The organism is Melghirimyces profundicolus, assembly GCF_003054245.1.
Taxonomy (GTDB): Bacteria; Bacillota; Bacilli; order Thermoactinomycetales; family DSM-45169; genus Melghirimyces; species Melghirimyces profundicolus.
The window spans coordinates 20093-46960 of record NZ_QBKR01000006.1 but is presented as its reverse complement, the minus strand read 5'-3'; the positions used below and the strand labels follow the sequence as shown (position 1 = coordinate 46960).

The 26868-nt window shown below is 55.5% G+C and carries 26 protein-coding genes and 1 pseudogene; 16 read left to right on the top strand and 11 right to left on the bottom strand.

Annotated features, from left to right (window positions below):
- Positions 1-17 precede the first annotated feature (17 nt).
- The gene (locus tag C8P63_RS05895) at positions 18-1280 is read left to right on the top strand and encodes a benzoate/H(+) symporter BenE family transporter (RefSeq protein ID WP_245920724.1); all 1263 of its coding nucleotides are present in this window, start codon (positions 18-20) and stop codon (positions 1278-1280) included.
- Positions 1281-1355: 75 nt separating this feature from the next.
- A pseudogene (locus C8P63_RS05890) lies at positions 1356-2075 on the top strand (aldehyde dehydrogenase family protein); the annotation flags it as partial.
- 213 nt (positions 2076-2288) lie between these two features.
- Here C8P63_RS05890 and C8P63_RS05885 read toward each other — a convergent pair.
- From C8P63_RS05885 to C8P63_RS05870, 4 genes are all read right to left on the bottom strand, one after another.
- Positions 2289-3503 carry a CynX/NimT family MFS transporter gene (locus C8P63_RS05885; RefSeq protein ID WP_108022419.1) on the bottom strand — a complete coding sequence of 405 codons (1215 nt, stop codon included), beginning with the start codon at positions 3501-3503 and terminating at the stop codon, positions 2289-2291.
- A 66-nt stretch (positions 3504-3569) separates the two neighbouring features.
- Complete coding sequence (locus C8P63_RS05880; protein ID WP_108022418.1) at positions 3570-4421, bottom strand: pirin family protein; 852 nt, start codon at positions 4419-4421, stop codon at positions 3570-3572.
- Between the two features lie 162 nt (positions 4422-4583).
- Positions 4584-5222 carry an SDR family oxidoreductase gene (locus C8P63_RS05875; protein WP_108022417.1) on the bottom strand — a complete coding sequence of 213 codons (639 nt, stop codon included), beginning with the start codon at positions 5220-5222 and terminating at the stop codon, positions 4584-4586.
- Between the two features lie 182 nt (positions 5223-5404).
- The gene (locus C8P63_RS05870; protein WP_108022416.1) at positions 5405-6445 is read right to left on the bottom strand and encodes an LLM class flavin-dependent oxidoreductase; all 1041 of its coding nucleotides are present in this window, start codon (positions 6443-6445) and stop codon (positions 5405-5407) included.
- Positions 6446-6624: 179 nt separating this feature from the next.
- Here C8P63_RS05870 and C8P63_RS05865 point away from each other — a divergent pair, with 179 nt between their 5' ends.
- From C8P63_RS05865 to C8P63_RS05855, 3 genes are all read left to right on the top strand, one after another.
- Positions 6625-6987, top strand: a complete 363-nt coding sequence (locus C8P63_RS05865) for a winged helix-turn-helix transcriptional regulator (RefSeq protein ID WP_108022415.1) — start codon at positions 6625-6627, stop codon at positions 6985-6987.
- A gap of 161 nt (positions 6988-7148) precedes the next feature.
- The gene (locus C8P63_RS05860; protein ID WP_108022414.1) at positions 7149-8231 is read left to right on the top strand and encodes an NADH:flavin oxidoreductase/NADH oxidase; all 1083 of its coding nucleotides are present in this window, start codon (positions 7149-7151) and stop codon (positions 8229-8231) included.
- Positions 8232-8411: 180 nt separating this feature from the next.
- Positions 8412-9131: a DUF3153 domain-containing protein gene (locus C8P63_RS05855; RefSeq protein WP_245920721.1), complete on the top strand. Its 720-nt coding sequence runs from the start codon at positions 8412-8414 to the stop codon at positions 9129-9131.
- 6 nt (positions 9132-9137) lie between these two features.
- Here the strand turns inward: C8P63_RS05855 and C8P63_RS19735 are convergent, their stop codons facing one another.
- Entirely contained in the window at positions 9138-9269 is a 132-nt protein-coding gene (locus tag C8P63_RS19735; RefSeq protein ID WP_281258686.1) for a hypothetical protein, read from the bottom strand.
- Positions 9270-9429: 160 nt separating this feature from the next.
- Here C8P63_RS19735 and lhgO point away from each other — a divergent pair, with 160 nt between their 5' ends.
- Positions 9430-10656, top strand: coding sequence for an L-2-hydroxyglutarate oxidase (gene lhgO, locus C8P63_RS05850; protein WP_108022412.1), 1227 nt, complete (start codon positions 9430-9432; stop codon positions 10654-10656).
- 114 nt (positions 10657-10770) lie between these two features.
- Here the strand turns inward: lhgO and C8P63_RS05845 are convergent, their stop codons facing one another.
- Complete coding sequence (locus tag C8P63_RS05845; RefSeq protein ID WP_211308249.1) at positions 10771-12594, bottom strand: S9 family peptidase; 1824 nt, start codon at positions 12592-12594, stop codon at positions 10771-10773.
- Between the two features lie 285 nt (positions 12595-12879).
- Here C8P63_RS05845 and C8P63_RS05840 point away from each other — a divergent pair, with 285 nt between their 5' ends.
- On the top strand, positions 12880-13317 hold the full coding sequence (locus C8P63_RS05840; RefSeq protein WP_108022411.1) for a hypothetical protein: 438 nt from the start codon (positions 12880-12882) through the stop codon (positions 13315-13317).
- A 21-nt stretch (positions 13318-13338) separates the two neighbouring features.
- Here the strand turns inward: C8P63_RS05840 and C8P63_RS05835 are convergent, their stop codons facing one another.
- Positions 13339-13962, bottom strand: a complete 624-nt coding sequence (locus C8P63_RS05835; RefSeq protein ID WP_108022410.1) for a LysE/ArgO family amino acid transporter — start codon at positions 13960-13962, stop codon at positions 13339-13341.
- Positions 13963-14174: 212 nt separating this feature from the next.
- On the opposite strand from C8P63_RS05835, the gene C8P63_RS05830 reads away from it, so the two are divergent.
- Together C8P63_RS05830 and C8P63_RS05825 are read left to right on the top strand one after the other, a co-directional pair.
- Complete coding sequence (locus tag C8P63_RS05830; RefSeq protein WP_108022409.1) at positions 14175-15023, top strand: M55 family metallopeptidase; 849 nt, start codon at positions 14175-14177, stop codon at positions 15021-15023.
- 47 nt (positions 15024-15070) lie between these two features.
- Complete coding sequence (locus C8P63_RS05825; protein WP_108022408.1) at positions 15071-16678, top strand: peptide ABC transporter substrate-binding protein; 1608 nt, start codon at positions 15071-15073, stop codon at positions 16676-16678.
- Positions 16679-16777: 99 nt separating this feature from the next.
- Here the strand turns inward: C8P63_RS05825 and C8P63_RS18755 are convergent, their stop codons facing one another.
- Positions 16778-17161 carry a hypothetical protein gene (locus C8P63_RS18755; RefSeq protein WP_146172122.1) on the bottom strand — a complete coding sequence of 128 codons (384 nt, stop codon included), beginning with the start codon at positions 17159-17161 and terminating at the stop codon, positions 16778-16780.
- Positions 17162-17514: 353 nt separating this feature from the next.
- Here C8P63_RS18755 and C8P63_RS05815 point away from each other — a divergent pair, with 353 nt between their 5' ends.
- A complete protein-coding gene (locus C8P63_RS05815; protein ID WP_108022406.1) occupies positions 17515-18063 on the top strand; it encodes a hypothetical protein in 549 nt (182 codons plus the stop codon).
- Between the two features lie 56 nt (positions 18064-18119).
- Here C8P63_RS05815 and C8P63_RS05810 read toward each other — a convergent pair whose 3' ends face one another.
- Together C8P63_RS05810 and C8P63_RS05805 are read right to left on the bottom strand one after the other, a co-directional pair.
- Positions 18120-18524: a hypothetical protein gene (locus C8P63_RS05810; protein WP_108022405.1), complete on the bottom strand. Its 405-nt coding sequence runs from the start codon at positions 18522-18524 to the stop codon at positions 18120-18122.
- 239 nt (positions 18525-18763) lie between these two features.
- Complete coding sequence (locus tag C8P63_RS05805; protein ID WP_108022404.1) at positions 18764-20083, bottom strand: dicarboxylate/amino acid:cation symporter; 1320 nt, start codon at positions 20081-20083, stop codon at positions 18764-18766.
- 137 nt (positions 20084-20220) lie between these two features.
- Here C8P63_RS05805 and C8P63_RS18750 point away from each other — a divergent pair, with 137 nt between their 5' ends.
- Both C8P63_RS18750 and C8P63_RS05795 read left to right on the top strand, forming a co-directional pair.
- A complete protein-coding gene (locus C8P63_RS18750; RefSeq protein WP_146172121.1) occupies positions 20221-20469 on the top strand; it encodes a DUF6440 family protein in 249 nt (82 codons plus the stop codon).
- Between the two features lie 397 nt (positions 20470-20866).
- Entirely contained in the window at positions 20867-21778 is a 912-nt protein-coding gene (locus C8P63_RS05795) for an SDR family oxidoreductase (RefSeq protein ID WP_108022403.1), read from the top strand.
- Between the two features lie 164 nt (positions 21779-21942).
- Here the strand turns inward: C8P63_RS05795 and C8P63_RS05790 are convergent, their stop codons facing one another.
- Positions 21943-22875, bottom strand: coding sequence for a F510_1955 family glycosylhydrolase (locus C8P63_RS05790; protein WP_108022402.1), 933 nt, complete (start codon positions 22873-22875; stop codon positions 21943-21945).
- A 219-nt stretch (positions 22876-23094) separates the two neighbouring features.
- Here C8P63_RS05790 and C8P63_RS05785 point away from each other — a divergent pair, with 219 nt between their 5' ends.
- From C8P63_RS05785 to C8P63_RS05770, 4 genes are all read left to right on the top strand, one after another.
- Positions 23095-23385 (top strand): hypothetical protein, encoded by a 291-nt coding sequence (locus tag C8P63_RS05785; RefSeq protein WP_108022401.1) that lies wholly within the window; start codon positions 23095-23097, stop codon positions 23383-23385.
- Positions 23386-23574: 189 nt separating this feature from the next.
- Complete coding sequence (locus tag C8P63_RS05780) at positions 23575-25272, top strand: carbon starvation CstA family protein (RefSeq protein WP_108022400.1); 1698 nt, start codon at positions 23575-23577, stop codon at positions 25270-25272.
- 140 nt (positions 25273-25412) lie between these two features.
- The gene (locus C8P63_RS05775) at positions 25413-25628 is read left to right on the top strand and encodes a cory-CC-star protein (RefSeq protein WP_108022504.1); all 216 of its coding nucleotides are present in this window, start codon (positions 25413-25415) and stop codon (positions 25626-25628) included.
- Positions 25619-26617, top strand: a complete 999-nt coding sequence (locus tag C8P63_RS05770) for an ArsA family ATPase (protein ID WP_108022399.1) — start codon at positions 25619-25621, stop codon at positions 26615-26617. Before C8P63_RS05775 ends, C8P63_RS05770 begins: the two co-directional genes overlap by 10 nt.
- Positions 26618-26868: the final 251 nt, after the last annotated feature.

The window sequence follows — 26868 nt, the reverse complement described above, 5'->3', positions numbered from 1 at the left end:
CAGAGAGGTGAATGGCAGTGAAGCCGAATAAAAGGCCGTTTATGGAAGGGTTGAAGGAGATTCCGCGCCACCTCACTATCAAAACGGTTTCAGCCGGTACATTGGCCGCGGTTTTCGGCTGTACGGGGCCCGCGTTGATTATTATCGGCGGTGCCCAAAATGGAAGCCTGACAAACGTGCAAACCGCCTCTTGGTTGTTTTCCGTTTATTTTTTCGGGGCTGTATTGGGAATCTTTCTTTCCGTAAAGTATCGACAGCCCATCGCCGGGGCCTGGTCGATTCCCGGAGCCGTATTGGTGGCGGCGGCCCTGAAGAACTACCCTTTCAGCGAAGCGGTGGGTGCGTTTTTCGTCGCGGGAATCATCGTCTTTATTCTCGGGATATCAGGCCTGATCGGAAAGGTGATGGAGTGGATCCCCGTTCCGATCGTCATGGGGATGATTGCCGGTGCGATGATCAAATTCGGGGTCGGAATCGTGACCTCGTTGGAGTCTGCTCCAATCATCGCCGGATCAGCCCTTGCCGCCTACTTGTTGTCCTCGAGAATGACGGCTAAAATTCCTCCCATTCTGTCAGCGTTACTCGCTTCGAGTCTGATTGCCGCCCTGGTGGGCCAATTTCAAACCAAGGAGCTCAGTATCGGGGGAGTCGTTCCCCAATTGGCCGGTCCATCATTCAGCCTTGATGCCATCATTTCGATCAGCATCCCGTTGGCCCTTTTGGTCATCGGTGCTGAAAACGCACAAGCGACCGGCGTTTTGATGGCTCAGGGATACCGACCTCCCGTCAATGAAATGACGGTGATCAGCGGGGTTGGGGGAATGGTGGCCTCCTTGTTCGGAGGGCACAATGCAAATATCGCCGGACCGATGACGGCGATCTGTGCCTCCGATGAAGCGGGAGACAAAAAAGAAAGCCGGTATGCAGCGGTGTTTGTCAATGGAATCCTTTTCGGCCTCTTTGGACTGTCAGCGGGGATTGCGGTCTCCTTTGTCGCCGCGATGCCCGAGGCTCTCATCGGAACGGTTGCGGGTTTGGCCATGATCGGGGTGTTGGTGAATACCTTCCAAGCAGCGTTTCAGGACCGTCGCTTTCAGGTGGGTACCTTTTTCGCATTGGTCATTGCGATGTCCGGTGTAAATTTTCTGAAAATAAGTTCACCGTTCTGGGCACTTGTCGGCGGCGTCATCGTTTCCTATATTCTTGAAAAAAACGATTTTAACGCATCCAAATCGGGTCGGGGGGAAGAAAGCGGGGATGCGCTGGAAGCGGTGGGTTGATCGTTGTCAGGAATCCACCGGAGTCATGGTTGTTCCCGGATGTGATGATGGAGAACGGTGTCTCCCCTTGATAAAAAAAAACCTGCTCTTGAACTGGGCGGGAATAACGCGTTTATTGTACTTGATGACGCCAATGTAGATCAGGCTGTGTCTGCTTCTTGTTTCGGTAAATTTATGCACCAAGGTCAGATCTGTATTGCGATTAACCGGATTATCGTCGATAAAACAATCTATGAACCCTTTATTGAAAGGTTTAAAGAAAAGGCATCCCAGATCAAGGTGGGAAATCCGGCCGAAAGTGATACCGTTATAGGCCCCCTTATCAATCAAAAGCAGGTGGATCGAATCCTGAGCTTAATCGATCAGAGTGTAAGTGAAGGTGCCAACCTGATTCAAAAGGGGAAAGTAAACGGTAAAGTAATGGAGCCCCATATTCTTACGGATGTTTCCAATGATATGGCCATCGCACAAAACGAGGTTTTTGGACCCGTCGCTGTGATTATCCCGGTTGACAGCGAAGAAGAAGCCATTCAAGTGGCGAATGATACACCCTTTGGTTTGAGCGGGGCCGTTCATTCGGGTTCCATTGAAAGAGGGATAAAAGTGGCAAAACAAATCCAAACCGGCATGATTCACGTTAACGACCAACCCATCAATGTAGAGCCCAATGTACCGTTTGGAGGAGAAAAATTCTCCGGCTTGGGCAGGTATTGCGGTGAATGGGCGCTGGATGAGTTTACAACCGTAAAATGGGTATCGGTTCAAAACAAACCCCGCCAATACCCATTCTCTTAATACCGGCACCACAACCTATAGAATATCCCTACTTGCACAACCTCTATTTACAGTCCCTTGCAAAATGTTAAAAGTCGGTTTATCAATATATTGAAGATGATTTGTGATATGGACACTGCAAAGAAAATGCTCCTTTCATTGAGTCCTCCCTTCTTAAAAAGGGAGGATTTTTTCCGGGGTGATGTCAAGTAAACAAGAAGATGACTAAGCGCTTTACCCCGCTTCGGTCTCCGGTGGGTCGACCTGTTTGTTGCGGCCTGCGCCCAGCCCCGTCAACAGCATCAGGAGGCAAGCGGCCGACAACACCGTCAGGGGAGGGGTCCACGAATGCGTCGCGTCGAACAGCCAACCGATCAGGGAGGGGCCTGCCGCGGCCAACAGGTACCCCGCGGACTGGGCCATGCCGGATAACTCCGCCGCTTGACGGGCGGTGGCCGTCCTCAAACCGAAGAAGGCGAAGGAAAGACTGACACAGGCGCCCTGGGCCAAGCCGATCAATACGGAACTGATGACGAACCCCCCATCATGTTCGCCGGCCAAAAGCCCCGCGAACCCGAGGAAATAGAGCAGACTGACCCCCGCGGCGAGGCCCCGCTGATCCGGCAGGCGCTCAGCCAGAACCGGCGCGACGAAGGTGGCCGGAACACCGACAAACAGTGCCAGAGAGAGAAGCCAGCCCGCATCCGTCACGCTCATCCCCCGGTTCTGCAGGATGATCGGCAGCCACGCCACCGTGGTGTAAAAAGCGAAGGATTGCAGTCCCATGAAGCCCGTGACTTGCCAGGCCAAGGAAGAGTGCCAAAGCCGCCGGCCCGGCGAACCGGTTTCCCGGGGGGACAAAGCCGCAGACCGGCCGGGGACGTGAAGCTGGGGCCACCACAGAATGGCCGCGATTCCCGCGGGGATCACCCAAAACCCCAAGGCTCCCCGCCACCCGAGCTCCAATCCTTCTGCAACCGGGATGCTGAGCCCTGATCCCAAGGCGGCAAAGGTGGTCATGGCCGTGGAGTACACACTGGTCATCAGTCCCACCTTTCCGGGGAAGCGCTCCTTGATCACCCCCGGCAACAACACATTGCAAATCGCGATTCCCACTCCCACCCAAAGGGTTCCCAGGAACAAGCCGGAGGTTTGGGAAACGGAACGGATCACGATGCCGGCGATCAGCACGATCAGACCGATCAAGATGGTCCGCTCGTTTCCGAAACGGCGACCGATTTTCGGCGCCAAAGGGGACAGGAGACCGAAAACGATCAACGGAAGGGTGGTGAGCATCCCGATCGCAAGGTTGGGCAACCCCAACTCCCCGCGGATGGATCCGGCCAAGGGACCGACGGAAGTGAGGGCGGGTCGCAGGTTGAAGGCGACGAACACCACGCCCGAAACGAGAATGCCCGCAGTTGTGCCCCCCTTTTCTTGATTTGCCATCGGGGAATGTCTCCTTCTGTATTAAACTCACACTTTACCGTTTCAAGGACGCGGAGTTGAAATCCATTACACAGGGCCGAATTTACCCGATCGGTAATCTTCAAAGGCTTGCTTGATTTCTTCTTCTGTATTCATCACGAAAGGACCACCGGCGACTACCGGTTCACCGATCGGTTCTCCGGCAACAAGGAGGGCTCGCAACGGTTGATCCGCACGGATGGTGATTTTGCTTTCAGCATCTGCATGAGAGGACTCCAACCACAGGACCTGACGTTGTCCACCACGCGTTTCATTTATACCGAAATGGCCGTTTCCCTCAAGTACATAAATAAATCCGTTATAGCTGCCGGGCAGGTCTTGGGTGACCGTTGCACCTGCTTCCAGCACCATTTCCACATAAGTGACAGGCACATGATTGAGAGTTTTGGCTGAGATACCGTCTGACGACCCGGAAAAAACCCGGATCAGAGCCCCCGGTTCGTGTCGTACGGGCATTTTGGAAGACCGAAGATCCTGATATCGGGGTTCTGTCATTTTTTTGGACCGGGGAAGATTCACCCAGAGCTGTAAGCTATGTACGGTTTCCCCGGGCAGAGGATCTTCCGAATGGATGATCCCCTTACCTGCTGTCATCCACTGCACATCCCCGGGCTCCAGTATTCCGACGCCGCCATGGTTGTCTTCATGTCGCAGCCTGCCTTCAATGATAAAAGTGACGGTCTCGATGCCGCGATGAGGATGAAAAGGGAACGTTCCCTGTTGAAACCAATCTTCTGCCATCATCAAGAAAGGATCGAACTCTTTCCAATGTCCCGGTTTCAATACCTGTCCGACACGGATATGAGGCCCTTCTCCGGGTCTCGTTACTACATCCCAGACACGGCTGATCCCCCGATGTGTCGTCGGTCCGTTTTTCATCTGACTCCCTCCCCGCCGGTTATTAAATGATATGATCTGATTATGGTTTGTACCCCTTGACAGAGTTCGCCGGCAACCTCCGACTTCCCTTTGAACATATTGTCATGGTTTTTTATGTAAAAAGGCTGCCGATCGGGTCTCGACAGCCTTGATTGCCTGCAATCAGAGAGTTTTCAGCGCCTCTTCGATGGGGACGTCCCCTGTTAACAGATCGAAGGAACGCCGGTATGTATTTTCTGATTGAAGGGATTCCACAATCGTTGCGGCCACGTCTGCACGGGGAATTTCTCCGAAGGTTTCATGATTCTCTTGGATCGAAACCGTTCCCTTCGCCGGTTCATCCGTCAATCTCCCCGGACGAACGATGGTGTAATTCAGTCCGCTGTCCCTCAGCCGTTCGTCCGCCCGACCCTTGGCCACAAAATAGTGCCGGATTCGCTCCGTACCTTGCTCCGGTCGGTCGGCCATCATCGAGCTGACCATGAGGAAACGTTCAACGCCGTGGGCCACTCCGGCATCAATCGTTTTGAAAGCCCCGTCCAAGTCAACCAGCATGGTTTTATCCGCCCCGGTATGGCTTCCGGAACCGGCAGTAAAGACGATGGCATCGCATCCTGCTACGGCATGGTCGATTTTTTTCTCCAAATCGGCCACCACCACCTCATCGGCACCCAATTCTTCCATTTTCGGCTTCTGCGCGTCATCGCGGATCACGGCCCTCACTTGGTGATCGCGTTGACTCAACAACTGAACAAGGTGTCTTCCGATTTTTCCGTTTGCACCGATCACGACAACTTTCACATCGCACACCCCTTTTCATATTGTGCAACCCTAACCACTCAAAGCGGTCCGGAAACTAGAAGCGTTGTGAATTAATGTTGGTTTCGAGAAAGGGGAAGCGTTTACCCAACACAGCGACTTTGCTGTCCTGCCCAGCGGAGCGGCTTTGGGTGAATGCTGCCGCTAGTCCACCCATCCCTCGGTCAGCGGTTTTCTTTGATGATCTCAGACACGAGTTCAAAAGAGCGGAGACGTGCCTGGTGGTCGTAAATCTGGGCATTGATCATGATTTCATCCGCCCGGGTTTCAGTCAAGAATAGTTGCAGTCCTTCTCGGACCGTCTCGGGATCCCCGATAATGGAGGAGGCCGTTTGCCTTTGAACGGCTGCTTTTTCGTACTCATTCCAGAGTTCATCCATGTTTTCCACCGGTGGTTGCAACTGATCAGGCTGATTACGGACCAGGCCTAAAAACAGCTGCTGCATCGAGGTTGCCAGCCAGCGGGCTTCTTCCTCCTGATCCGCTGCAATGACGTTGACTCCGACCATTGCATACGGCTGATCCAAAACGTCGGAAGGACGGAAGTGGCCGCGGTATGCTTCCAGGGCCTGAAGTGTGTATTCAGGTGAGAAATGGCTGGCGAAGGCAAATGGCAGTCCAAGTTGGCCGGCCAACCTGGCGCTGAAGTCGCTTGAGCCCAATAACCAGATGGGAATTCTCAGCCCCTCGCCGGGGATCGCCCGAACACGGTTTTTCCCCGTTGGAGACGGATTAAAATAGCTCTGAAGCTCCGCCAATTGCTCGGGGAAATTCTGTCCGCTGCTTCGGCTTTCCCGTCGCAGGGCCCGTGCGGTGAGCTGATCCGTTCCCGGGGCGCGGCCAAGACCGAGATCGATCCGGCCGGGAAACAGCGATTCCAATGTCCCAAACTGTTCGGCTATTACCAGGGGGGCATGATTGGGGAGCATGATTCCGCCGGAGCCCACCCGGATTTTTGAAGTCGCTGCCGCCACACGGCCGATCACAACCGAAGTCGCTGAACTGGCGATGCCCGGCATATTATGGTGTTCGGCCAGCCAATAGCGGGCATAACCCCAGTTTTCGGCATGTCGGGCCAGATCCAGCGTGTTTCGCAAGGAATCAGCGGGAGTGCCGCCTTTGACAATCGGGGAAAGATCAAGAACTGAATATGGAATGTCACTGATTGATTTAGCATTAGGATTTACGGATGTTTCTTTGGGCATACTTTCATCTTCTTTCTTCCGATAATGAAAAAGAATTGCGACCAGTTGACAGGGCCTAATGGCTGCAAGCCCTCACAAGTGCTATTATGATTCATAGATACCTGGAATGAAAGTACGTACTTTTCAGTACTGTAGTAACCAAAAAGTAACCGGAATAATGAGAGGGAGAGTTCATCAACATGAAACAATATAATTGTGAGATTGAAGCCGCCCTTGAAGTCATTGGAGGAAAATGGAAGGCGATCCTTTTGTACCATCTGACCAAGGGACCCAAGCGAACGAGCGAATTGAAGCGACTGGTGCCTGGCATTACGCAAAAGATGTTGACCCAGCAACTGAGGGAACTTGAAAAAGACAGCGTGATCCTCAGGAAAGTCCACAGCCAAATACCGCCAAAAGTGGAGTATTCCCTGACTGAATACGGACGAACCCTGGAACCGGTTTTAAATTCGCTTTGTCATTGGGGGAAACGACATATTCAATATGTTTACGCGGATGAAGAAGTGATGGTTGTAAATAAGGAAGTTGAAAAAACAACCTGAACTCACTTCAGCGTATGGTTTCTTGACCCGGAAAAGTTTTCACTCTTAATGGACAAAATATACATCGATCAGTGGGAGGATCTTTCGAAGTAGACGATTTAAGAAGAAAGAGATATAATCAAACCAATATTTCGATCGTCGAAATAAGGAGTGAATGAGAAATGAGCCCGCATTTGTTTTCCACCCTCTCGATGAAAGGAATTACGCTGCGCAACCGGATCGGGGTTTCGCCGATGTGTCAGTACAGTGCCGAGGACGGAACCCCCAATGATTGGCACCTGGTGCACCTGGGTTCCCGGGCCGTCGGCGGGGCCGGTCTGGTGATCGCCGAAGCGACGGCCGTGGAGGCTCGGGGACGGATATCTCCCGAAGATTTGGGGATCTACAAGGAAGAACATATCCCGCCCTTCCGCCGGATCACCGACTTTATTCGGAAACAGGGGGCCGTACCCGGGATCCAGCTGGCCCATGCCGGACGGAAAGCTTCTACATACAGCCCCTGGAAACAAAAGGTGTCCGGGATTGCGGTTTCCGACGAGGACGGGGGATGGGAAGTAGTCGGGCCAAGCAGCACGCCCTTTTCTGAGGATCACCGCACCCCCAGGGAGCTGAGTTCCGGGGAGATTGCGGAAATCCAGGAAGCCTTCCGGTTGGCCACGGCAAGGGCCCGGGAAGCGGGGTTTGAATGGATGGAGCTTCACGGAGCCCATGGTTACCTGGCTCACAGTTTCTACTCACCGCTGTCCAACCAACGAACCGACCGTTATGGAGGCAATTTTGAGAACCGGATTCGCTTTTTGGTCGAAACGGCCCGGCTCATGCGGAAAGAATGGCCGGAAGAGCTGCCCTTCACTGTCCGACTTTCCTGTTCCGACTGGGTGAAAGGGGGGTGGACCCTCGAAGATTCCGTTGACCTGGCCAAACGACTGAAGGAAGAGGGGGTTGATCTGATCGACTGCAGTTCCGGAGGAAACACCCTCAAGGCCCCCATTCCGGTGGGAGCGGGCTACCAGGTTCCCTTTGCGGAAACCATCCGTTGCTCGGCCGGGATTGCCACGGCTGCCGTGGGTCTGATCACTCAGGGAATGCAGGCCGACGAGATCATCCGAAACGGGAGGGCGGATCTCGTGCTGCTGGCCCGGGAGATGTTGCGGGATCCCTACTGGCCCCTTCGGGCATCCCGTCAGGTTCACCAGGAGGCGGCTCTTCCCGTCCCGCCGCAATATGAGAGGGGATGGAATTAAAGTTTCCATGGTCAAACCGAAACGGGAGGAATCATTCCTCCCGTTTCTCTTTCGAATGATGTCTCTCTCCCTTACCGGCTTTCGGCTGCCGTCCGTTTTTTTTCCCACTGCTCCGGTTATCCCACTGTGCCGTAGAGGGTAAGAACCATGATAAAGGTTGTTTCATTGGGAGGGGATTTCTTGAACCGGTGGAAAAAGAAAACCGGCTTCCTTCTGATTTTGATTTCTTTGTCTGTTCTCATCGGGGGGTGTGTCGACGCCGATATGCATGTCATTGTCCACTGGGACGGTTCCGGGGAGTATCGGCTGAAGATGCTGACGCACCCGTTGTTGGGAAGGGAGCTGGGACCGCTCCAACAGCGCATTGAGAATGCCGGGTATCGGGTGAAGAAAATCCGGGAGGGCAGCCGAAGGGGTTGGTTGGCGGTCAAAAAGGTGGAGAACATTGCCGAAGATCCTCCGGGCCAGGATCTGAAGAGGGAATTCACGCCGAAGGATCCATCCGCGTCCATCGGCCCTCTCCCCGGAGATCAAGAACAGGGTCCGGTGAAAGTGGACGCCCGGACGTTTACCTGCCTCATCCGTTTCCGCACAAATGTGGATCTGCGATCCATCCAAACCGCCAACCAGTTGGAGCAGGCCTTTCTCGATGCGGCCGAGCTGAATCTGAAACTGACCCTGCCCCTGAAGGCGGAGAAACACAATGCCGACTCCGTGTCCGGGGATGGGAGAACCATGACCTGGCACCTGAAACCGGGTCAGAACAATCCGGTTTTCTTCCAACTGAAGGTACCCAACCCCGTCACCTGGGCCCTCATCGGTCTGGGGGTGATCCTTCTCCTGATCATCCTCACGGTGGGGCTGATCCGACGCAGGCGGAGACGAAAAACAGCGGCTTGAAATGACTCAGACGTGATGAAGGAAAAGGGACCCTCTGAGGTGATCACGGATGATATTCCCCGTCCGGTCAAACATCATCACCCGGACGGGAGAACCCAGTGAACGGGCGGTCAGGAAGAAAAGACCACTGATGGCCATAATGGCCACCTCCGGTTCGAATGGTCTGAAATAAAAGAAGGATTATCTATATTATTCGTTATCAGCAACCTTCTTTTGTCCACTTTTGATCAACAAAATTTCTGAAACCGTTCACACGATCTGATGACAATGCACGATGATCGGTTTGGAGGTGATTCGATTGATCGATTGTGTCATCATCGGGGGAGGAATCGTCGGTCTCTCTGTGGCGATGCACCTGATGGAAAAACGGCCTTCAGCTCAAATCCTCGTGCTGGAAAAAGAGGCGGAATTGGCCCGGCATCAGACCGGGAGGAACAGTGGGGTCATTCACTCCGGAATCTATTATCGGCCCGGAAGTTTGAAGGCCCGCTTCGCCCGACGGGGAAAAGAACGGTTGGTTCGCTACTGTATGGAACACGGGATTCCATATGAGATCTGCGGGAAATTGATTGTGGCGGTGGAGGAAGAGGAACTTCCCCGGTTGGAGGCCCTTTATCGGAGAGGGTTGGAAAACGGGCTGGCGCCGGAAATGTGGGAACCGGAGCAAATCCGGGAGGTGGAGCCCCATGTTCGGGCAGTGGCGGGGATCCGGGTTCCGGACACGGGGATTGTCGATTTCAGGCGGGTGGCCGACTCCTTGGCCGACCGCATTCGGGAAAGGGGCGGGGAAGTTCGTCTCGGAACCCGCGTGACGGAGTTACACGAATACCCGGACCGGGTGGACTTGAAGACCTCAACAGGGAAAATTTCCGCCCGTTGGTTGGTCAACTGTGCCGGCTTGTTCAGCGATCGGGTGGCGGCCAAGGCGGGGGTGAAAACAGACCTCAAAATCGTTCCCTTCCGGGGGGAGTACTATCACTTGAAACAGGAGAAAAAGCATTTGGTCCAACATCTCATCTATCCCGTCCCTGATCCGGCCTTTCCTTTTCTCGGTGTTCACTTCACCCGGATGATGGATGGGGACATTCATGTGGGTCCCAATGCGGTTCTCAGTCTGAAGCGGGAGGGTTACCGGAAATCGGACGTCTCTTTGAAAGATGCCTGGGATATCTTTACCCATCCTGCTTTCTGGAAAATAGCCAGGGCTCACTTGGGTGAAGGGATGAAGGAAATGGCCCGTTCCTGGTCAAAAAGATTTTTCTTGCATCACGTGCAAAAGTACATTCCGGAGATCGAATCCGGGGATTTGGAACCCGCTCCGGCCGGAGTTCGGGCACAAGCCCTGTGGAAGAACGGCAAACTGCTGGACGACTTCCGAATCGAGCGGGGCATCCGTTCCGTTCACGTTCTGAATGCCCCGTCCCCTGCCGCAACCGCCTCACTGGAAATCGGACGTCATGTGGTGGAGAAGTTGTTGAAGGAGAGGGAATGGATGTCTCCTCGGACATTTAACCGTTCTCTTTAGAAAGCGTTGTGATGGATGATCAGGCTCAGAAGAAGGGAAGCGTTGATAAACCGGAGCGGCCGCTCACTTTTTCACAACGCTTTTAGGGCTGCTGAGCAGCCCTGTTTATTTATATCAAGCCGAAGTTTCATCGCCGTTCTTCAGCAGCCACTTCTCCAGAAAGGTTGCGATTTCGCCGTAAGCATGGACCCGGTTTTCCAGTTTGGACAGTCCGTGGCCTTCGTCCTCGAAGCGAAGGTATTCCACCGGACGGTTTCGCTTGCGAAGGGCGTCGACGATCTGTTCCGCCTCCGTCACGGGGACGCGGGGATCGTTAGCCCCGTGGACGACGAAAAGGGGCGCCCGGATCCGGTCCACATGGTGGATGGGGGAGATTTGATCGAAAAACTCGCCGTCTTCCCCGATCGTCCCGTACTCCGATTCCCTGAGATGGCGGCGGTAGGAACCGGTGTTCCGGATGAAGGTCCGCAGGTTGGCAATCCCCACGATGTCCACCCCCGCCGCCCAGAGGTCGGGATAGTGGGTGAGGCCCGCCAGCACCATGAAGCCGCCGTAACTTCCCCCCATCACGGCGATGGCGTCCTCCTGTACATCCCCCTGCTTCTTCAGCCATTCGACGCACCAAGCCAGATCCGCCACGGAATCCATCCGTTTGCGAACGTCATCCAGGTGCACATACGTCCGCCCGTATCCGGAGCTTCCCCGGACATTGGGGACGAAGACGGCCATCCCCCGGTGAAGGAAATACTGGATCAACGGGTTGAAGCCGTTCCGGCTTTGGGACTCCGGGCCTCCGTGCACCCATATGAGGACGGGATGGGAACCCTGCCTCCCGGAGGGACGGTAATAAAAAGCCGGAATCTTCAAGCCGTCAAAAGACGGACAGGTGACCGGCTCCGGTGAGACAAAGGTTTCCTGTGGAACGCCGGAGATGGACGCGTAGGTGAGTCGCTTTCGTTTTCGCCCCCCTTCGCTAAGTTGCCAGATTTCCGTTCCGTGACGGGGGCTGGTCAGGGTGAAGGCCAATGCGGTGCCCCGGCGGTTCCAAGTTGCATCCAGGATCACTCCTTCCGGGAGGTTGGGAAGGTCCAGGAACTCCGACCGTTCGCAGTGAAGGATGCGCAGCCGGGAGATGCCCCCTTCATTCAGACTGAAGGCGAGATACCGCCCGTCCGGGGAGAGGGTCAGGGTTTCCGCATCCCACCGGTCTTCCGTCAGCCACTTCCAGCTCCCGGTTTGCAGATTCACCCGCGCCACCCGGGTAAATTCACTCTCTTTGTTGGAGAGGAGGTACAACGAGCCGCCATCGGGGGAAAAGCGGGCCGAGGTGAAGCGGGCCTCTCCCATGTGGGGGGTGAGGAGCCTCGCTTTTTTGGTGTTGAGGTCCAGGAGGTACAGGTCATTGTCCATGTTGGTGTGGACACGGGAGAAGAGAATCATTCTTCCGTCCGGGCTGAACCGGCCGGCGTAATGGGTGTGATCGCTCTGATGCAGGAGCCGGTGACTTCCCGTCTCCAGATCGTGAAGATAGACGTCGAAGTCTTTCCCGTTCCTTCGGTTGGAAGCGTATGTAAAGCATGTTCCATCCGGGGACCAGGCGCCGAAGGTATAGATGTGTTCCGGGTCCCGGGAGACATCCTTCATATCCAGGCCTTCTCCGTCCATCAGGAGGAGCTGGGACCGCTCGTTTCCTCCCCGGTCCGTGCTGACCAGAATACGGTCTCCCGCAGGGGAGGCGGAATTTCCCATCACCCGGTCGGGGAAAAAGGTCACCTGCCTTGGCCAGGAGGTGTCCGGATCCAACCTCCAAACCTGGGCCGTGCCGGTGATCGTGGACAGAAAGAACATCCCCCGATCGTCGTGGGCAAAGGACGGGCCGTAAGCCGAGCGGATCTCCATATACCGCCGGATGTCGATCGGTCTTCTATCGGTGGTCATGTCGGGTGTTTTTCCTCCGTTTCCATTTTATGGATTCATTCCCGCGGAAAAGGAACATATGTAAGGTTTATCCTTTCCAAGTCCGAATCCCTGCTGGAATTTGGATTTCCATCCGGAACGGCATCCGAGTGTCAGCTCCCGGTTCTGTCCGACAAGAAGAGGGCCCATCTGCCGGGTCAGTCGGGTGTCAAACGGTGTGACCGGACATAGGATATGGCAGGCGATTTACCCAAAATCCCCGGGAAGGTGTTTTCCTTGTTAAGTCAAAACAATAGGTGGTATTTCGTGACGGTGGAGCTCAACCGGAGTTTGTACGGTGAACAGATGGTTTGTTCCATGAGCACGCAGTTGTTTCACATTCCCGAAACGAGAGAATTAAAAGGAAACCCGGAGATGCATTCCCATCTTGTTCCGGCTTCCTACCACCGCGTGACGGCAGTCGGATCCGCGCAAAGATTGCTCCATGGGGAGCGTGCAACCTCCATCGTGCAAACGTTGGTCGCCTGCATCCAAAAGGCCGGACAGCAGGACCGCGGTGTTCGTTCCGGTTTGTCTGTGATGAGGGAGGCGGCTCCCGCTTCGTACAAACCCTTTATTGAAACCATCATCCGTTGGCAGGATGACGCCGAATCGCATTTGCGAAGGGCGAAACAAGGGACGATGGGGATGACGGGACCGGGTCCGTGGCAAGAACCGCCACGGGAAGAGGCGTCGCAGGGTTAACGGTTGGATGCCACCGCCCCTTCACATTGCTTCCTGAACAAAGCCGAAAGCGATATAAACCGCGACGCCCCATATGATCAACGCGGACAGACGGTTCACTGCCTGAAGCACGTTCCCCTTGGTATCCGTCCGTCCGATCACTCTTCCCGTCACCGCCAGACCCAAAAACCACAGCCAGGAGACGGCCGCACAGGCGCCGGTGAACACCCATTTTTCGGGGGAGTCGTATTGAAGGGAATTGGTGCCGATCACGCCGACCGTATCCAAAATCGCATGAGGGTTCAGCAAGGAGACCGACAGGGCGAATGCGATCTGACGTTTGGCGGTCAAGGGTCCGCCATCCTGGCTCGGGGAGGGAGAGGCGGCACTTTTCCAGACCGTCCACCCCATGTACAAAAGAAACAGGAACCCTGCCCCGAACAGGGTCAACTTCAGCCATGGGAAGGTAAGGAGGACCAGAGACACGCCCAAAACCGCCAGGACGATCAGCAGAGTGTCACACAGCGCGGCGGTCAGGATGACAGGGACCGCACGAAGGAGTGTGGGTTGGGAAGCGCCCTGGTTAAATACAAAAACATTCTGGGCCCCCAGAGGAAGGATGAGTCCGAAGGCAAGAAGGATTCCATGAACCGCGGCTTCCGTCATGAGTCATTCTCCCTTGTTTGTTGTGGAAATGGAAGGCTGGATGATAGTTCCTCTTTGGCACTGGAAGCACTGTCTTGGGGAAGGCAGTGCTTTTTTGCTTTTCAGTCCCCGTTTCATCATACAACAAAATATTTAATATTAGAAGGTTTTTATGGGTTGATCGCAAAATAATAAACAGACAAAAAGAGTTTTCTGGCTGGAGTGAGTGATTTGTGAAAATCTATATTTCCGCGGATATGGAAGGCATTTCCGGAGTGGCGACCAACATGCAACTGAAGAAGGACAGCGAGTACCAGCGTTTCCGGCGGCTGATGACGGCCGATGTCAATGCGGCGGTGGAAGGGGCTTTTGCCGGCGGCGCGACGGAGGTCGTGGTTTGCGACGGGCACGGCAACATGTCCAATATCCTGATCGAGGAACTGGATTCCCGGGCGGAGCTGATCTCCGGGAACAACCGGATCATGTGCCAGATGGAAGGAATCGACGGATCCTTTGACGGGGTTTTTCTCGTGGGGTACCACGGACGGGAAGGGGGAAATGAGCGGGCAGTGATCAATCACACCCTGGCCGGAGGATGCGTGGCCGAGATCCGTGTGAACGGACGGGCCGTGGGGGAGGCGGAGCTGAACGCCGGAGTGGTCGGGTTCTACAACGTTCCCGTCCTCCTCGTCACCGGGGATGAAGCCCTCGTGGAGGAAGTCCGGGAATGGTCCCCCGACATACATACCGTTCAGGTCAAAAGGGGCGTGGACCGGTTGGCCGCCCGCCTTCTCCCGCCGGTGAAAGCGCGGGAGCAGATCCGGCGGAAGGCGGAAGAGGCCGTAAGGGGGCGGGGGCGGATCCGACCCCATATCCTGGAAGGAGCGGTCACTTACGAGATCGATTTTCACGGGACCAACCAGGCCCTGATGACCACCACGATCCCGGGAGTGGAGCGGGTCGGGCCCAAAACGGTCCGGTTCACCGCTGAGGATAGCGTTACCGCCTACAAAGAAATGTGGGCCTGCCTCATCATCGGGATGGCGGCCACCCGTGGCGTGCTCGGTGATGTGAATGCCTGATCCCAAAAGGGTGACAGGACGAAAAAACCATTGAGAGGAGAAAGGATATGAGACGAAACCTCCTGATGATGGTGGCAACGTTACTGATCCTGCTGCCGATTCTTTCTGCCTGCGGAAGGGAATCGTCGGCGGATGGACAGCAGGAAATCACCCTGAACGCACAGACGGAACCCCCCTCCCTGGATCCGGCCCTGGCCACGGACACCACCTCGGGCTGGGTGCTGGAACATCTCTTTGAAGGGCTCTACACGAAGGACCAAAAGGGGAACGTGGTAAAAGGGATGGCGTCGGAGGTGGAAGTTTCCGGGGACAAAAAGACGTATACCTTCACCTTGAGGAAAGACGCCAAGTGGTCCGACGGCAGTCCGGTTACGGCAGAGGACTTCGAGTATGCCTGGAAACGCGTTCTCAGCCCGGAGACCGGCAGCCAGTTCGCCTTCTACCTTTACTATTTGAAGGGGGCGGAAGCGTATAACAAAGGAGAAGGTTCCGCCGGTGATGTGGGGGTGGAGGCCAAGGACGACCGCACACTGGTCGTCACTCTGGAAAAGCCGGTCGCTTATTTTAAAGAGTTGCTTACCTTCTGGGTGTATTTTCCTGTTCCCGTCGACCAAGTGAAGAAACATCCCGAAAAATGGGCCGGCAACCCGGACACCCTCCTCAGCAACGGCGCTTACCGGTTGACGGAGTGGAAGCACGACGAAGAGTTGACGGCGGTGAAAAACCCTCGCTACCACGGGAAGAACGAGATCACCATGGACCGGATCCGGTGGAAGATGGTGGACAGTTCCGAAACCGCGTACCAAATGTTTCAAGCAAAAGAACTGGACATCGTCACTGATCTGCCAGCGGAACTCCTGGAAAAGGAGAAGGGGAAGGGGAATCTGAAGACGACCCCTTACTTCGGCACCTATATGTTCATGCTGAATGTGGACAAAAAGCCCTTCAACAATAAAAAGATCCGCAAGGCATTCAACCTGGCCATCGACCGGCAATCCATCGTGAAAAATGTTTCCCGCGGCGGGGAAAAACCGGCGGGCGCCTTTGTTCCCCACGGCTATGAAACCCCCGGCGGGGAAGATTTCCGGGAGGAAAAAACCACTTCCTATGTGAAACAGGATGTGGCCGAAGCCCGGAAGCTGCTGAAAGAAGGGATGAAAGAGGAAGGGTGGAAGGAGCTCCCCAAGGTCACCCTGAGTTATAATACCGATGAGAACCACAAGGCCATCGCCCAAGCCGTCCAGGCCATGTTGAAGAAGAATTTGAATGTGGACGTGAAACTGTCCAACCGGGAATGGAAGGTCTATCTCGACACCGTTTCCCAGCGGGATTACCAGATGGCCCGGATGGGCTGGATCGGGATTTTCGTCGACCCGGTGGTGATCCTGGACTATTACCTGGGCGATTCCCCCAATAACCAGACCGGGTGGGTGAACCAGGAGTACGACCGCCTGATGGCGAAAGCCAAAGGGGAGCAAAACGAAGAAAAGCGCATGAATCTCCTCCACCGGGCCGAGGACATCCTGATGGAAGAACTCCCCTTCATTCCGGTCTACTACTACACCCAGAACAACCTCATCCAACCGGAGCTGAAAGGGGGGGTGGTTCGCATCAACCGCTATCCCGACGTGCGGTGGACCCGGTGGGCGGAGTGATGAAGATCCCCTTCGGATAACCGGAGGGGTTTCTTCTTTCGAGGTTCCTTCCCGGTTTTCTCATGCCCAGCCGATGTCCCCTCTTCATGGAAGAATGGATTAAGCCTGAAACGGACTGCGGTTTTCCATTTTCGCCCTGTCGATTCGTTCCGTCAGGGAAGAGAGAGGAATGTCAAAATAGTTTTCACTGGTGTAATGGAGTTGGGCAACAAAACCCGCCGCCGACCGGGAATGGATCAGCGGTTGAATCTCCAACCTCCACCCCGGCAATTCCGCAGCGTTCTTCACCTTTTTTTCCTGTTCCTCACGACTCACCTCGAAAAACGCCACCCCACCCGGTTGATGGAGGAAATGATCGTGAAAAACGCAATGACCACGCTCCCGGTTGGCAATGTATTGATTAAAGAGCGCATTGGCCTCCTTCAGTTTCAGGTCTGTCGGAGCATAAGCCGTTACCATCATACAGCGTCGTTTATATCGCATGATATCTCCCCTTCGTTCTTTCTTTTTATTGTAATGGAGACCGCTTTTTTTGACTTCGGTAAGAGGTCCGACCTTTGTCTCGGCCCATCGTCTCAGACTGAGGCGAACCGGGGTGTCGGCCCTCTGCCCTGATCCATGGAACCGATGAATCGATTGCCCATCAGACTGGGAGACTTCGGTTTTTGAGATGAAGGTGTGGTACCTCCCGGGACTTTTGTATTGCTCCCGGTCCGACAAAACGTATATACTGCAGATAAGGTAGATTTTTCTTCCGATGGGATCATCGTTTGATTCCGATCGGCAACAAGGCGGTGACTTTCAAGTTACCGCCTGAATTCGCAGGAGTTGATAAAATGGCGGATACGGTGGAAAACCGGTTTCGGAAGATGGAGCAGTATGTAACGGGTTTGTTGCAGGAGCTTGAGGCGTTACAAATGGAGTTGCCGGCTTACAGCTACGAGATCCGAAACATCCAGATGAAGACCAATGAAGTGAACCGGAATATGCATTCCCTGTACCGGAGAGTCGGCCCCCCGAACGGCGGCAGTCCGGAGAGGGGGCAGGGACGGGAGGCCCGTCCTTCCCGGGAAGTGACGGAAATGGCGCGGGAGATCCACCGGGTGTTGACCCAGTGCAAGGAATATATGGAGGAGATGGAACAGGCGGACCCGGCTTTTGCTTCCTGCCGGAATGACCTCCACCACCTCTTCAACCAGGCACAGGACCGGTTGCAGCGTTATTGGGAACAGGGTGAGGAGGAGCGGAGGGAACATGAGATCCGGAGCTCCATTGTGAACCGGTTGAAACAGGACCGGGAGAAGGGGGAGACCAACCAAGCGGGGAAGGAAGGCTACAGGCTCCCCAGCTTTGTGCAGATGCAAAAGGGATTCGGGGAAACATAAACCGGGACCGTCCGAAGACGGTCCCGGTTTATGTATGGTGGTGCCAATCTCAATCTTCAACCGGAGGGTGCCTTCAGCCACGGAAAATCCTTCACACAACTTTTTGAACAGACCGGTCGGTGGCCGTTCAGCATTTCATGGGGTTTGTCTTTTATTTCCCGGCTGCATTCCTGGCAGATGAGTTTTCGGTCGGGATTGCCGTGCTGCACTTGGTTGAAAGCCCGCCAGGCCTGGATCCCCGCTTGACGGGTCAAGATCCGGAGCGGCCTTCCGTCTTTCTCAATCACCTGAGAGTTTTCCAGGCCCCATTGAATTCCCTCCTCCACACTCCAACCCTGGGCGGCGGTCATGTAAACGATGTCGTAGGCGATGATGTCGATGTTGGTCCCGTCGTCGTATTTTGTGTGCCAAACGGTAAGAAGCCGGGCAAAACGATCCAACTTCTCTTCCCGGGTCAGCATATTTACCCTCCTTTTATGGTATCGATGATTGTTGATGGGCCGCTCTTCTGTCTTCATTAACTCCTATTGTCCCGCATAAGTTGCATGTTTTCCCGGCGGTGAAGTCCATAAACAACCCGGGACGGTTCCGCGGGTGAATCCTTTTTCGCTCCTGTTATTATCAAAATATTGGCATCATTTAATGGGATTGGAATGAAAAACCGACCTCCTGAAAGGGGAGGTCGGTTTGTTCAGAAACCTTATACTGCCTCGTTCAGTTCCAATTCATCTGCCGCCTCGTCGCTGTTGAAGGAGTCGCGGTCGAATTCCCCTTCGGAGTCAGCAATGACGAGGGAGGCAACGGTGTCACCGGTTACGTTGACAGCCGTGCGGCCCATGTCGAGGAGGGCGTCAATCCCGAGGACCATCGCCATTCCTTCCAGGGGAAGCCCCATGCTGGTCAGAACCACCGTGGTCATGATGGAGGCGGTACCGGGGACGCCGGCGGTACCGATGGAAGCCAGAGCGGCGGTGGTGACCAGGAGCAGGTAATCGGTCGCACCTAAATCCAGGTTAAAGACGTTTGCCACGAAGACCGCCACGACTGCGGGATAAAGCCCGCCGCAGGCGTCCATGTTCATGGTGGCGCCCAGAGGGGCGACGAAGCTGGAAATCTTTTCGGACACCTTCACCCGGTTGGTCAGGGTCTTCAGGGTGACGGGGAGGGTGCCGTAGCTGCTCCGGGTGGAGAAGGCGACCACCATCACCGGCCAGATTTTTTTCAGGAACCGGACCGGGTTCACTTTGGCGACAAAGCTGACCAGGCTGCCGTAGGTGATGACCAGGTGGATCAGGCAGGCGAGATAAACGGCCACGACCACTTCCATCAGCGGAAGCAGAGTGGAGAGCCCGTGCTCGGCGGCCACCCGGACCATCAAGCCGTAAACGCCGTAAGGGGTCAGCTTCAGGATCATCTTGGTGACCCGGAACATCACCTTGGAAAAGGACTCGATCAACCGTTTCACCGGTTCGACGGATTCCGGATTGCGCCGGGATTCGATGGTGATGGCGATGCCGATCAGCATGGCGAAAAAGATCACGGGCAGAATCTGTCCTTCGGCGGCTTCGGCGACGGGGTTATCCGGGACCATGTTTAGTAAGACTTCGGTGACCGGGGGGATTTCCCGTGCCTCCCCGGGGTCTTTCACGTTGAAATCCATCCCGGCTCCCACATGGAAGGCATTCCCCACCAATATACCGATGGAACTGGCGATGACGGCGGTCAGGAGGAACAGACCGATCGTTTTCAGTCCGATCTTCCGGAGTTGAGCCGGGTCTTTGATGGTGGTGATGCTGGAGAGGATTGCCGTCACCACCAGTGGAATGACCAGCATTTTGATCAGGTTGACGAAGGCGTCTCCGAGGATGCCGACCACTTCGGCTTCTTTCCCCAGGGCCGCTCCGACGGCCACCCCCAGGAACATGGCGGTCATCACCCGGATGCCGAAGCTGACTTTTTTCCGCCTGAGGAAGAGGAGAAAGCTGATCAGAACAGCGGAAACGAGAAGACTGAGAGTCAACAGTAAAACCTCCTTTGATAAAACAGTCGAATCGGCGACACATCAACGTAAAGAACCGGTGAGGCCCGACCGGGGGACGGGTCTCACCGGGTAACATATAAATTCATATCGGGATGGTTGGTATTATATTACGTCCGGTGAAAGGATTTGTCAAATCTTTTTTCAAGGATGAAGAAAAGATCTTCGGCTGCGGGCTGGAGGAATGCGGGAAAGAGGGTGCGCGGTTTGAGGCGGAAGTGGAGAAGGATCTGCCGTGGATCGTGGATGTCTATACCGATCACCGCACCGGCTGCAAGTATCTGGTGACCGACACGGGGGTGAGTCCCCTGCTCACGGAAAAAGGGAAACCCGACTGCGATCCGAAACGGATCCGCAACAGCAAATGAGACCCAACGGGAACGGCGTTTTCTTGAACGTGTAATCTTGTTTCAATAACCTGGAGCCCCACATGCAGGAGTAAAGAGCGATTGCGATGTCCCGCGGATTCCGTTCTTTCTGCACCTGACGGAGAAGTGCCCGCTCTTTGCGGTCCAACCATCGGGGAGCCCGCCGCCCCTGTTTGACCGGCTGGACGGATTTCCAGGGGGACTCCTTGCATACCCCCTGCCGGAATGGATGAAGATGATGGCGCTAAAAGCATCCTGGAACACTCTGCTGATCAATATCGCAAAGTCCGGCATCCAGGTACGGGTTTTGCGACTTTTTTATCTTCGTAACGCCGATTCCCATTTCACCTATTCAGAATAGGGTATAATGCCCAGTTCATTTTCATGGAGGTTCATCATGAACTCTGATTATTATCCAGTTTACCCCTATTACGGTCGCAAGACGGAGTGCATGGAACGGCCGGTGGCCTTTCCGCCCCAAAGCCAGGACCGGCAGCCTGGCCTGGAATATCTGATGCATCCCCGGCCCATCAGCGAAAACCCCAGCTACAGGGGCAGCGGTAAGCTTCACGACCGGACGGCGGTCATCACCGGTGGGGACAGTGGTATTGGCCGGGCAGTGGCTTACGCCTTCGCCAAGGAGGGGGCGGATCTCGTCCTTTCTTATCTCGATGAACATCGGGATGCTAAGGAAACTCAGGAACGTATCCTCCAGTTGGGAAGGCGTTGCCTGTTGATCCCTGGTGACCTGAAACAAGAGTCGCACTCCGCTAAAATCGTCCAGCAGGCTCTGGACACCTTTGGTAAGATTGACATACTCGTCAATAATCACGCAGTTCAGATTGCCCAAAAGTCCATCCTGGACATCACGGCAGATCAGCTGGACCTCACTTTCCGTACCAATCTCTACTCTTTCGTTTACCTGACCAAAGCTGCCCTTCCCCATCTGAAACCCGGAAGCACCATCATCAACACCACTTCAGTAACCGCCTACGAGGGAAGTAGAGTTTTGATCGACTACTCTTCGACCAAAGGGGCGATCGTCACCCTCACCCGCTCTCTCGCCCTTTCCTTGGTGGAAAAGGGGATCCGGGTTAACGCCGTCGCCCCCGGTCCGATCTGGACGCCACTCACCGTCTCCACCTTCAGACCGGAAGAAGTAAGTGTCTTCGGCACGAATGTACCAATGAAGCGGGCGGGTCAGCCCTTTGAGATCGCACCCTCTTACGTCTACCTCGCTTCCGATGACTCGTGCTACATGACCGGCCAGGTTCTCCATCCCAACGGGGGAATCATCACTGGAAGCTGAACCACGTTGGGGTAATATTGTCGTGGAATATGGCTTCTACAATGAAAAATCGAGCCTAAACAAGTCAGAAAAAAATCCAGTCAAGGTGATTGTCCGGGATACGAAATAAGAGTGAATGGGGTGATTCGGGCACGAAAAAGCCGGGAGTGATTCTCCCGGCTTTTTCAGTGGGAATGTTCCTCTGCTTTTCCCTTACCGATGGCTTCCCATTTCTTGCCGCCGTCGGAACTGGTGAAGATGTGGCCCTTGAAGGTGGCGATGGCGAGGCGGTTTGGATCGGTGGAACTCTGGGCGATGAATTGGATCGCGTCATCGGTATCGGAAAAAGGAAGGGGGATTTCTTCTTTTTTTTTGGTTTTGGAATCCAGCTTGTAAAGAATCGGTTGACCGGTGTGGCCCCCCACCCAAAGGACCGACGGGTCTGTCCGATCGTGGAGCAGGGCGGTGGCTTGAAGGCCGCCCAGAATTTTTTCGAAGGCTTGATTCTTGCCCGGCTTCCGGTAAACTCCGTTGTCCGTGCCGACGGCCAAAGCTTCGGTCGCCGTCGGGTGGGCAGCCAGCGTGATCAGTTTTCCTTCCAACCCCCTGGAGGAGACCCGGAACCATTTCCCGCCCTGATCCCGCGAGACATACAGTCCGGTTTTCATTTCTTTGTTGGGATGCTCGTTCCAGACGTAGATCGCTCCGCTTTCAAAACCGGCGCTCATGTAGTGGAAATCCGATTCCCCCTGGAACTTGACCGGCTTCCAGGTGTTTCCGCCGTCGTCACTCCGGATCAGGCCGAGGGGGTCGGGCAGGTCGGAGCCTTCCGCCGGATGGCCGCTGGCGAAGATCCCTTTTTTGGTGTAGGAAAATCCCATCAGGTCATGGGGCTCCCCGACGGGGCCGGTCCATTTTCCGTTTTGGTATCGGTGAAGGCCGTCATGGGTGGCGGCGATCAGTTTTTTTCCGTCGGTGGAGTGGGACAGTCCGTGGATGTGTTGGGCATTCAACAGGCTGCCTTCCTTTTTTCCGTCCCCGCTTCCCGCGTTGCAGCCGGAAAACAGCAGGGAGGTTCCGATTGCCAGGGCCAGCGCCCCGAATTTCCAGCGTGTCATGGAACTCACCGTCCTTATCCAATACCTCGTTACTCCATTCTGGTCAGAAGCGGGATCAGGCATCCCTCTTCCGGGAAAGGTACCTTTACTTTACACCGTTGTCTCCGGGGAATATATGGAGAAAACGGGACAATTCTTCCCCGGATCCCGTTTCCTCCTGGATAAAACCCAACGTTCGAGCAAAGCATACGGATGATCACGGTGTGAGGAGTGAGGGAGATGCAACAACAGGAAAATCGCCGGCAATATCAGCTCACCAGTATCGACCAGGCGTTGATGGACGAACTGGTGGGTCGGGTGCGGGACTGTTACCGGCAGATGACAGAGATTGCCATGCGGGCGATGAATGAAGATCCGGGTGCCGACATGACGAAGGGGAACGCCGCCGGGTCCCCGGATGACGGAGCCGACCCCTTTCACGACGAAGAAGTCCGTTGGTGGATGGGGCCCGGACAAGAACTGTGCTACCGGAAAAACGGAGGCAAGGTGGAAGTCCGGCCCGCGCGATAGGAACAAAGAAAAGATAGCCGGCAAAAGAAACGCGCCCTCAGGGCGGGTTTCCTTTTGATGGGAACCGGCCGGGACCGATGGACGGAAAGGCATTTTTCCTTTAAACTAAACAAAAACAGATTCATTATTTTGCCTATTCCTTATAGGTGGAATGTAATCGGTTTCGTTCAAAAAAAGGGGGAGATACTCATGAGCCAACCGGTTCTGATGACACTCGGTTCGTTGATTTTGTTCTTTTTTGGTTACCGTCTTTATTCAAAATATTTAGCAGAAAGAGTATTCCGGCTTGACCCGAACTATCGGACACCGGCCCATGAATTCCGGGACGGGGTGGACCATCTGCCCACCAACAAGTTCGTTCTTTGGGGACACCACTTCAGCTCCGTGGCCGGAGCCGCCCCGATCGTCGGGCCGGCCATTGCGGTGATCTGGGGCTGGGGTCCGGCGCTGTTGTGGGTGGTTCTGGGAACCATCTTCTTCGCCGGTATGCACGATTTCGGGACCTTGTGGGCTTCCGTCCGGAATAAAGGAAAATCCGTCGGGGTGATCACCCACTCCGTGATCGGTCCCCGGGCCAAAGGTCTGTTCCTCTTGATCATCTTCTTCCTGTTGCTGTTGGTGAACGCGGTGTTCGCGGTTGTGATCGCCAACCTCTTCACCGGGTTCCCGGAAAGCGTGTTGCCGTACTGGCTGCAATTGCCGGTCGCCATGATCATCGGGTTCCTCGTGTACAAACGGGGGATGGGACTTTTCTGGCCGTCGATCATCGGCCTGTTGCTCCTGTTCGCTTTCATCTTTGTCGGCGCCGGCAATCCCGTTCAGCTGCCGGAGACCGTTGCCGGGATGCCTTTGACCGGCTTCTGGGTGATCGTGATGCTCTTGTACGGAGCCATCGCCTCCCGGCTGCCGGTGTGGCTCTTGCTTCAGCCCCGGGACTACATCAACTCCCACATGCTGTTTTTGGGGCTGGGGGTCCTTTATCTCGGCCTGTTCATCACCGGTCCGGAATTCAACGCCCCCTTCTTCAACAGCGAGGTTCCGGCAGGAACGCCCAACCTGGTGCCGCTGCTCTTCGTCACCATCGCCTGCGGGGCCATCTCCGGCTTCCACGGGCTGGTGAGTTCCGGGACTTCCTCCAAACAGCTGGATAAGGAGACGGACGCCCGGTTTGTCGGTTATTTTGGCGCCATGGGAGAAGGTTTGCTGGCCTTGATGGCCGTGATGGCCACCGCCGCCGGGTTTGCTTCCATCGACAAATGGTCCGAGCATTACGCTTCCTGGGAGTCCGCCAGCACCGGCGGGGTGGGGGCCTTCGTTACCGGGGCGGGAAATTTTCTCGCCAGTCTCGGGATTCCCGCCGTGGTCGGGACCACCTTCATCTCCATCATGATCGTCGCCTTCGCGGCCACCACGCTGGACACCTCCATGCGGCTGCAACGCTTCATCCTTTCGGAAATCGGGGAGCAGTATAACGTCGGTGCACTGAAGAACATCAACACCAGCACCGTGATTGCCTTTCTCTCCTGTGTGGCCCTGGCCTTCCTCGCCGATCCCGCCAACCCGGGCGCAGGCGGAATGGTCCTTTGGCCGCTGTTCGGAACGACCAACCAGCTGACCGCCGGCCTCTCTCTGATTGTCGTCACCCTGATGCTGTGGAAATGGGGACGCAACTACCTCGTCTCCCTGATCCCGTTGTTCTTCGTCGTGACCATGACCACTTGGAGCATGTTGGAGAGTATCATGGGATATGTGGATCAAGGCAAATTGCTGCTGGTGGTGGTGGGGATCCTGATCCTCGCTCTCAACGTCTGGCTGATCTTCGAGGGGGTCGCCGCCTACTTCCGGCAGCGCAGCCAGGGGATCCGTGGGCCCGGTGCCCAGGCGTGACCGGGTGAAGTGAAAACCCAGAGGAAACCGTCACACGCGGTTTCCTTTTCATTCACATTTGGAAGGAGGGGTCGCCATTGGCTTTGGACCGGGAGAAAGCCAGCGAACTGTGGGAAAAGATCAAACACTTCTATGAGGAAATGTATTTTGCCCCTTACCGCCGCACCATGCTGAAGGAGATCCGGAACGAGGAGGATGTTTTCAAACTCCTCGCTTTTTCGGAAATGCTGGGGATCCCCAACCCGGTCTCCTACTATACCCTGGAGCTGATGCCCTTCATGCTGGAAGACTTTCATGAATGGCATCAACGGATGGGGATGGAAAAATCGCCTCTGGACGGGTTCAAATGCTGCTGACGCTGTTTGGAAAGAAGAAAGAGATCAAACGGGGTGGATCCAAAGGGGAAAAGATCGCCTTTTTCGGCGGCAAAGGCGGGGTGGGCAAAACCACCTGTTCAGCTTCCTACGCGGTGGCTTTGGCCCGGCGGGGGCATAAAACACTGTTGGTTTCCACCGACCCGGCCCATTCGGTGGGGGATTTGCTCGAAGTGAAGGCCGGTTCGGATCCCGTCGGGGCAGCGGAGAACCTCTGGGTACGGGAGATCGACCCGGCGCAAGCCTCCCGGCGTTACTTGGAGGAAGTGAAGGGCAACCTGAAGGGGCTGGCTGCCCCGGGGCTGTGGCAGGAAGTGGAACGGCAGATGGATTTCGCCGCTGACTCCCCCGGAGCGGACGAGGCGGCTCTCTTCGATGACATGGTCTCCATCATCCTGTCGGCGGAGTCGGAGTATGACCGGATCGTCTTCGACACCGCACCGACGGGCCACACTCTCCGTCTCTTGTCCCTCCCCGAATTGATGGGGGTCTGGGTGGAGGGAATGCTCGCCCGTCGGGAGAAGACCCGGGAACTCCATCGGATGCTCCACAACGTGGCCGGGGTGTCGGAAGATCCCAAAGACCGGGTTCATGAACTGCTGGAGCGGCGAAAAAACCGGTTCGCCTCTGCCCGGGAGCGGCTTCTCAACCCCGATGTCACCTCCTTCCACTTCGTCCTCAACCCGGAGCGCCTCTCCATCCTGGAATCGGCCAAGGCGATGGACCTTCTGAAAAAATACGGCGTTCCGGTCGGGGGGGTGATCGTCAACCGCGTTCTGCCCGATGAGGCGGACGGAGCCTTTCTGGCCCGGCGGAAAGAGAGGGAGAAGGTCTACCTGGAGGAAATCGGGAAACGGTTTGCCGATCTCCCCAAGATCCGGATCCCCCTCCAGCCCGAGGACATCCGGGGACTTTCCGGCGTGGCGGCAGTCGCCGAACGGTTGGAGGCGGAGGGATTCGGATCATTGTGAAAGAGCCCCCTCTCGGGGGCTTTTCTCATGGGAATAATGAAAGGAGGGAAGAGGCTTAAAGAGACGCATGAAGCCCCCCGATATCAACGACGGGTACGTGTGGGGCAGGCAATAAGAGTCAGAAACTGTTCATGATCCCATCGTTTGTTGCTGGTAGGGATCGTTTTTTGCATAAGCGTCCATTGCCATCCCTCCCCAGTGGAGAAGCTGGAGGGAGGGCGTTCAGGGGCAATATGCTTCCTTGTGAAAGC

Bases quoted from the DNA above. Each gene is read 5' to 3' on its own strand.
- C8P63_RS05885 (WP_108022419.1), bottom strand. From the start codon at position 3,503: ATGGCAAATCAAGAAAAGGGGGGCACAACTGCGGGCATTCTCGTTTCG.
- C8P63_RS05880 (WP_108022418.1), bottom strand. From the start codon at position 4,421: ATGAAAAACGGACCGACGACACATCGGGGGATCAGCCGTGTCTGGGAT.
- C8P63_RS05870 (WP_108022416.1), bottom strand. From the start codon at position 6,445: ATGCCCAAAGAAACATCCGTAAATCCTAATGCTAAATCAATCAGTGAC.
- C8P63_RS05865 (WP_108022415.1), top strand. From the start codon at position 6,625: ATGAAACAATATAATTGTGAGATTGAAGCCGCCCTTGAAGTCATTGGA.
- C8P63_RS05860 (WP_108022414.1), top strand. From the start codon at position 7,149: ATGAGCCCGCATTTGTTTTCCACCCTCTCGATGAAAGGAATTACGCTG.
- C8P63_RS19735 (WP_281258686.1), bottom strand. From the start codon at position 9,269: ATGGCCATCAGTGGTCTTTTCTTCCTGACCGCCCGTTCACTGGGTTCT.
- C8P63_RS05845 (WP_211308249.1), bottom strand. From the start codon at position 12,594: ATGACCACCGATAGAAGACCGATCGACATCCGGCGGTATATGGAGATC.
- C8P63_RS05835 (WP_108022410.1), bottom strand. From the start codon at position 13,962: ATGACGGAAGCCGCGGTTCATGGAATCCTTCTTGCCTTCGGACTCATC.
- C8P63_RS05825 (WP_108022408.1), top strand. From the start codon at position 15,071: ATGAGACGAAACCTCCTGATGATGGTGGCAACGTTACTGATCCTGCTG.
- C8P63_RS18755 (WP_146172122.1), bottom strand. From the start codon at position 17,161: ATGCGATATAAACGACGCTGTATGATGGTAACGGCTTATGCTCCGACA.
- C8P63_RS05815 (WP_108022406.1), top strand. From the start codon at position 17,515: ATGGCGGATACGGTGGAAAACCGGTTTCGGAAGATGGAGCAGTATGTA.
- C8P63_RS05810 (WP_108022405.1), bottom strand. From the start codon at position 18,524: ATGCTGACCCGGGAAGAGAAGTTGGATCGTTTTGCCCGGCTTCTTACC.
- C8P63_RS05795 (WP_108022403.1), top strand. From the start codon at position 20,867: ATGAACTCTGATTATTATCCAGTTTACCCCTATTACGGTCGCAAGACG.
- C8P63_RS05790 (WP_108022402.1), bottom strand. From the start codon at position 22,875: ATGACACGCTGGAAATTCGGGGCGCTGGCCCTGGCAATCGGAACCTCC.
- C8P63_RS05785 (WP_108022401.1), top strand. From the start codon at position 23,095: ATGCAACAACAGGAAAATCGCCGGCAATATCAGCTCACCAGTATCGAC.
- C8P63_RS05780 (WP_108022400.1), top strand. From the start codon at position 23,575: ATGAGCCAACCGGTTCTGATGACACTCGGTTCGTTGATTTTGTTCTTT.
- C8P63_RS05775 (WP_108022504.1), top strand. From the start codon at position 25,413: ATGTATTTTGCCCCTTACCGCCGCACCATGCTGAAGGAGATCCGGAAC.
- C8P63_RS05770 (WP_108022399.1), top strand. From the start codon at position 25,619: ATGCTGCTGACGCTGTTTGGAAAGAAGAAAGAGATCAAACGGGGTGGA.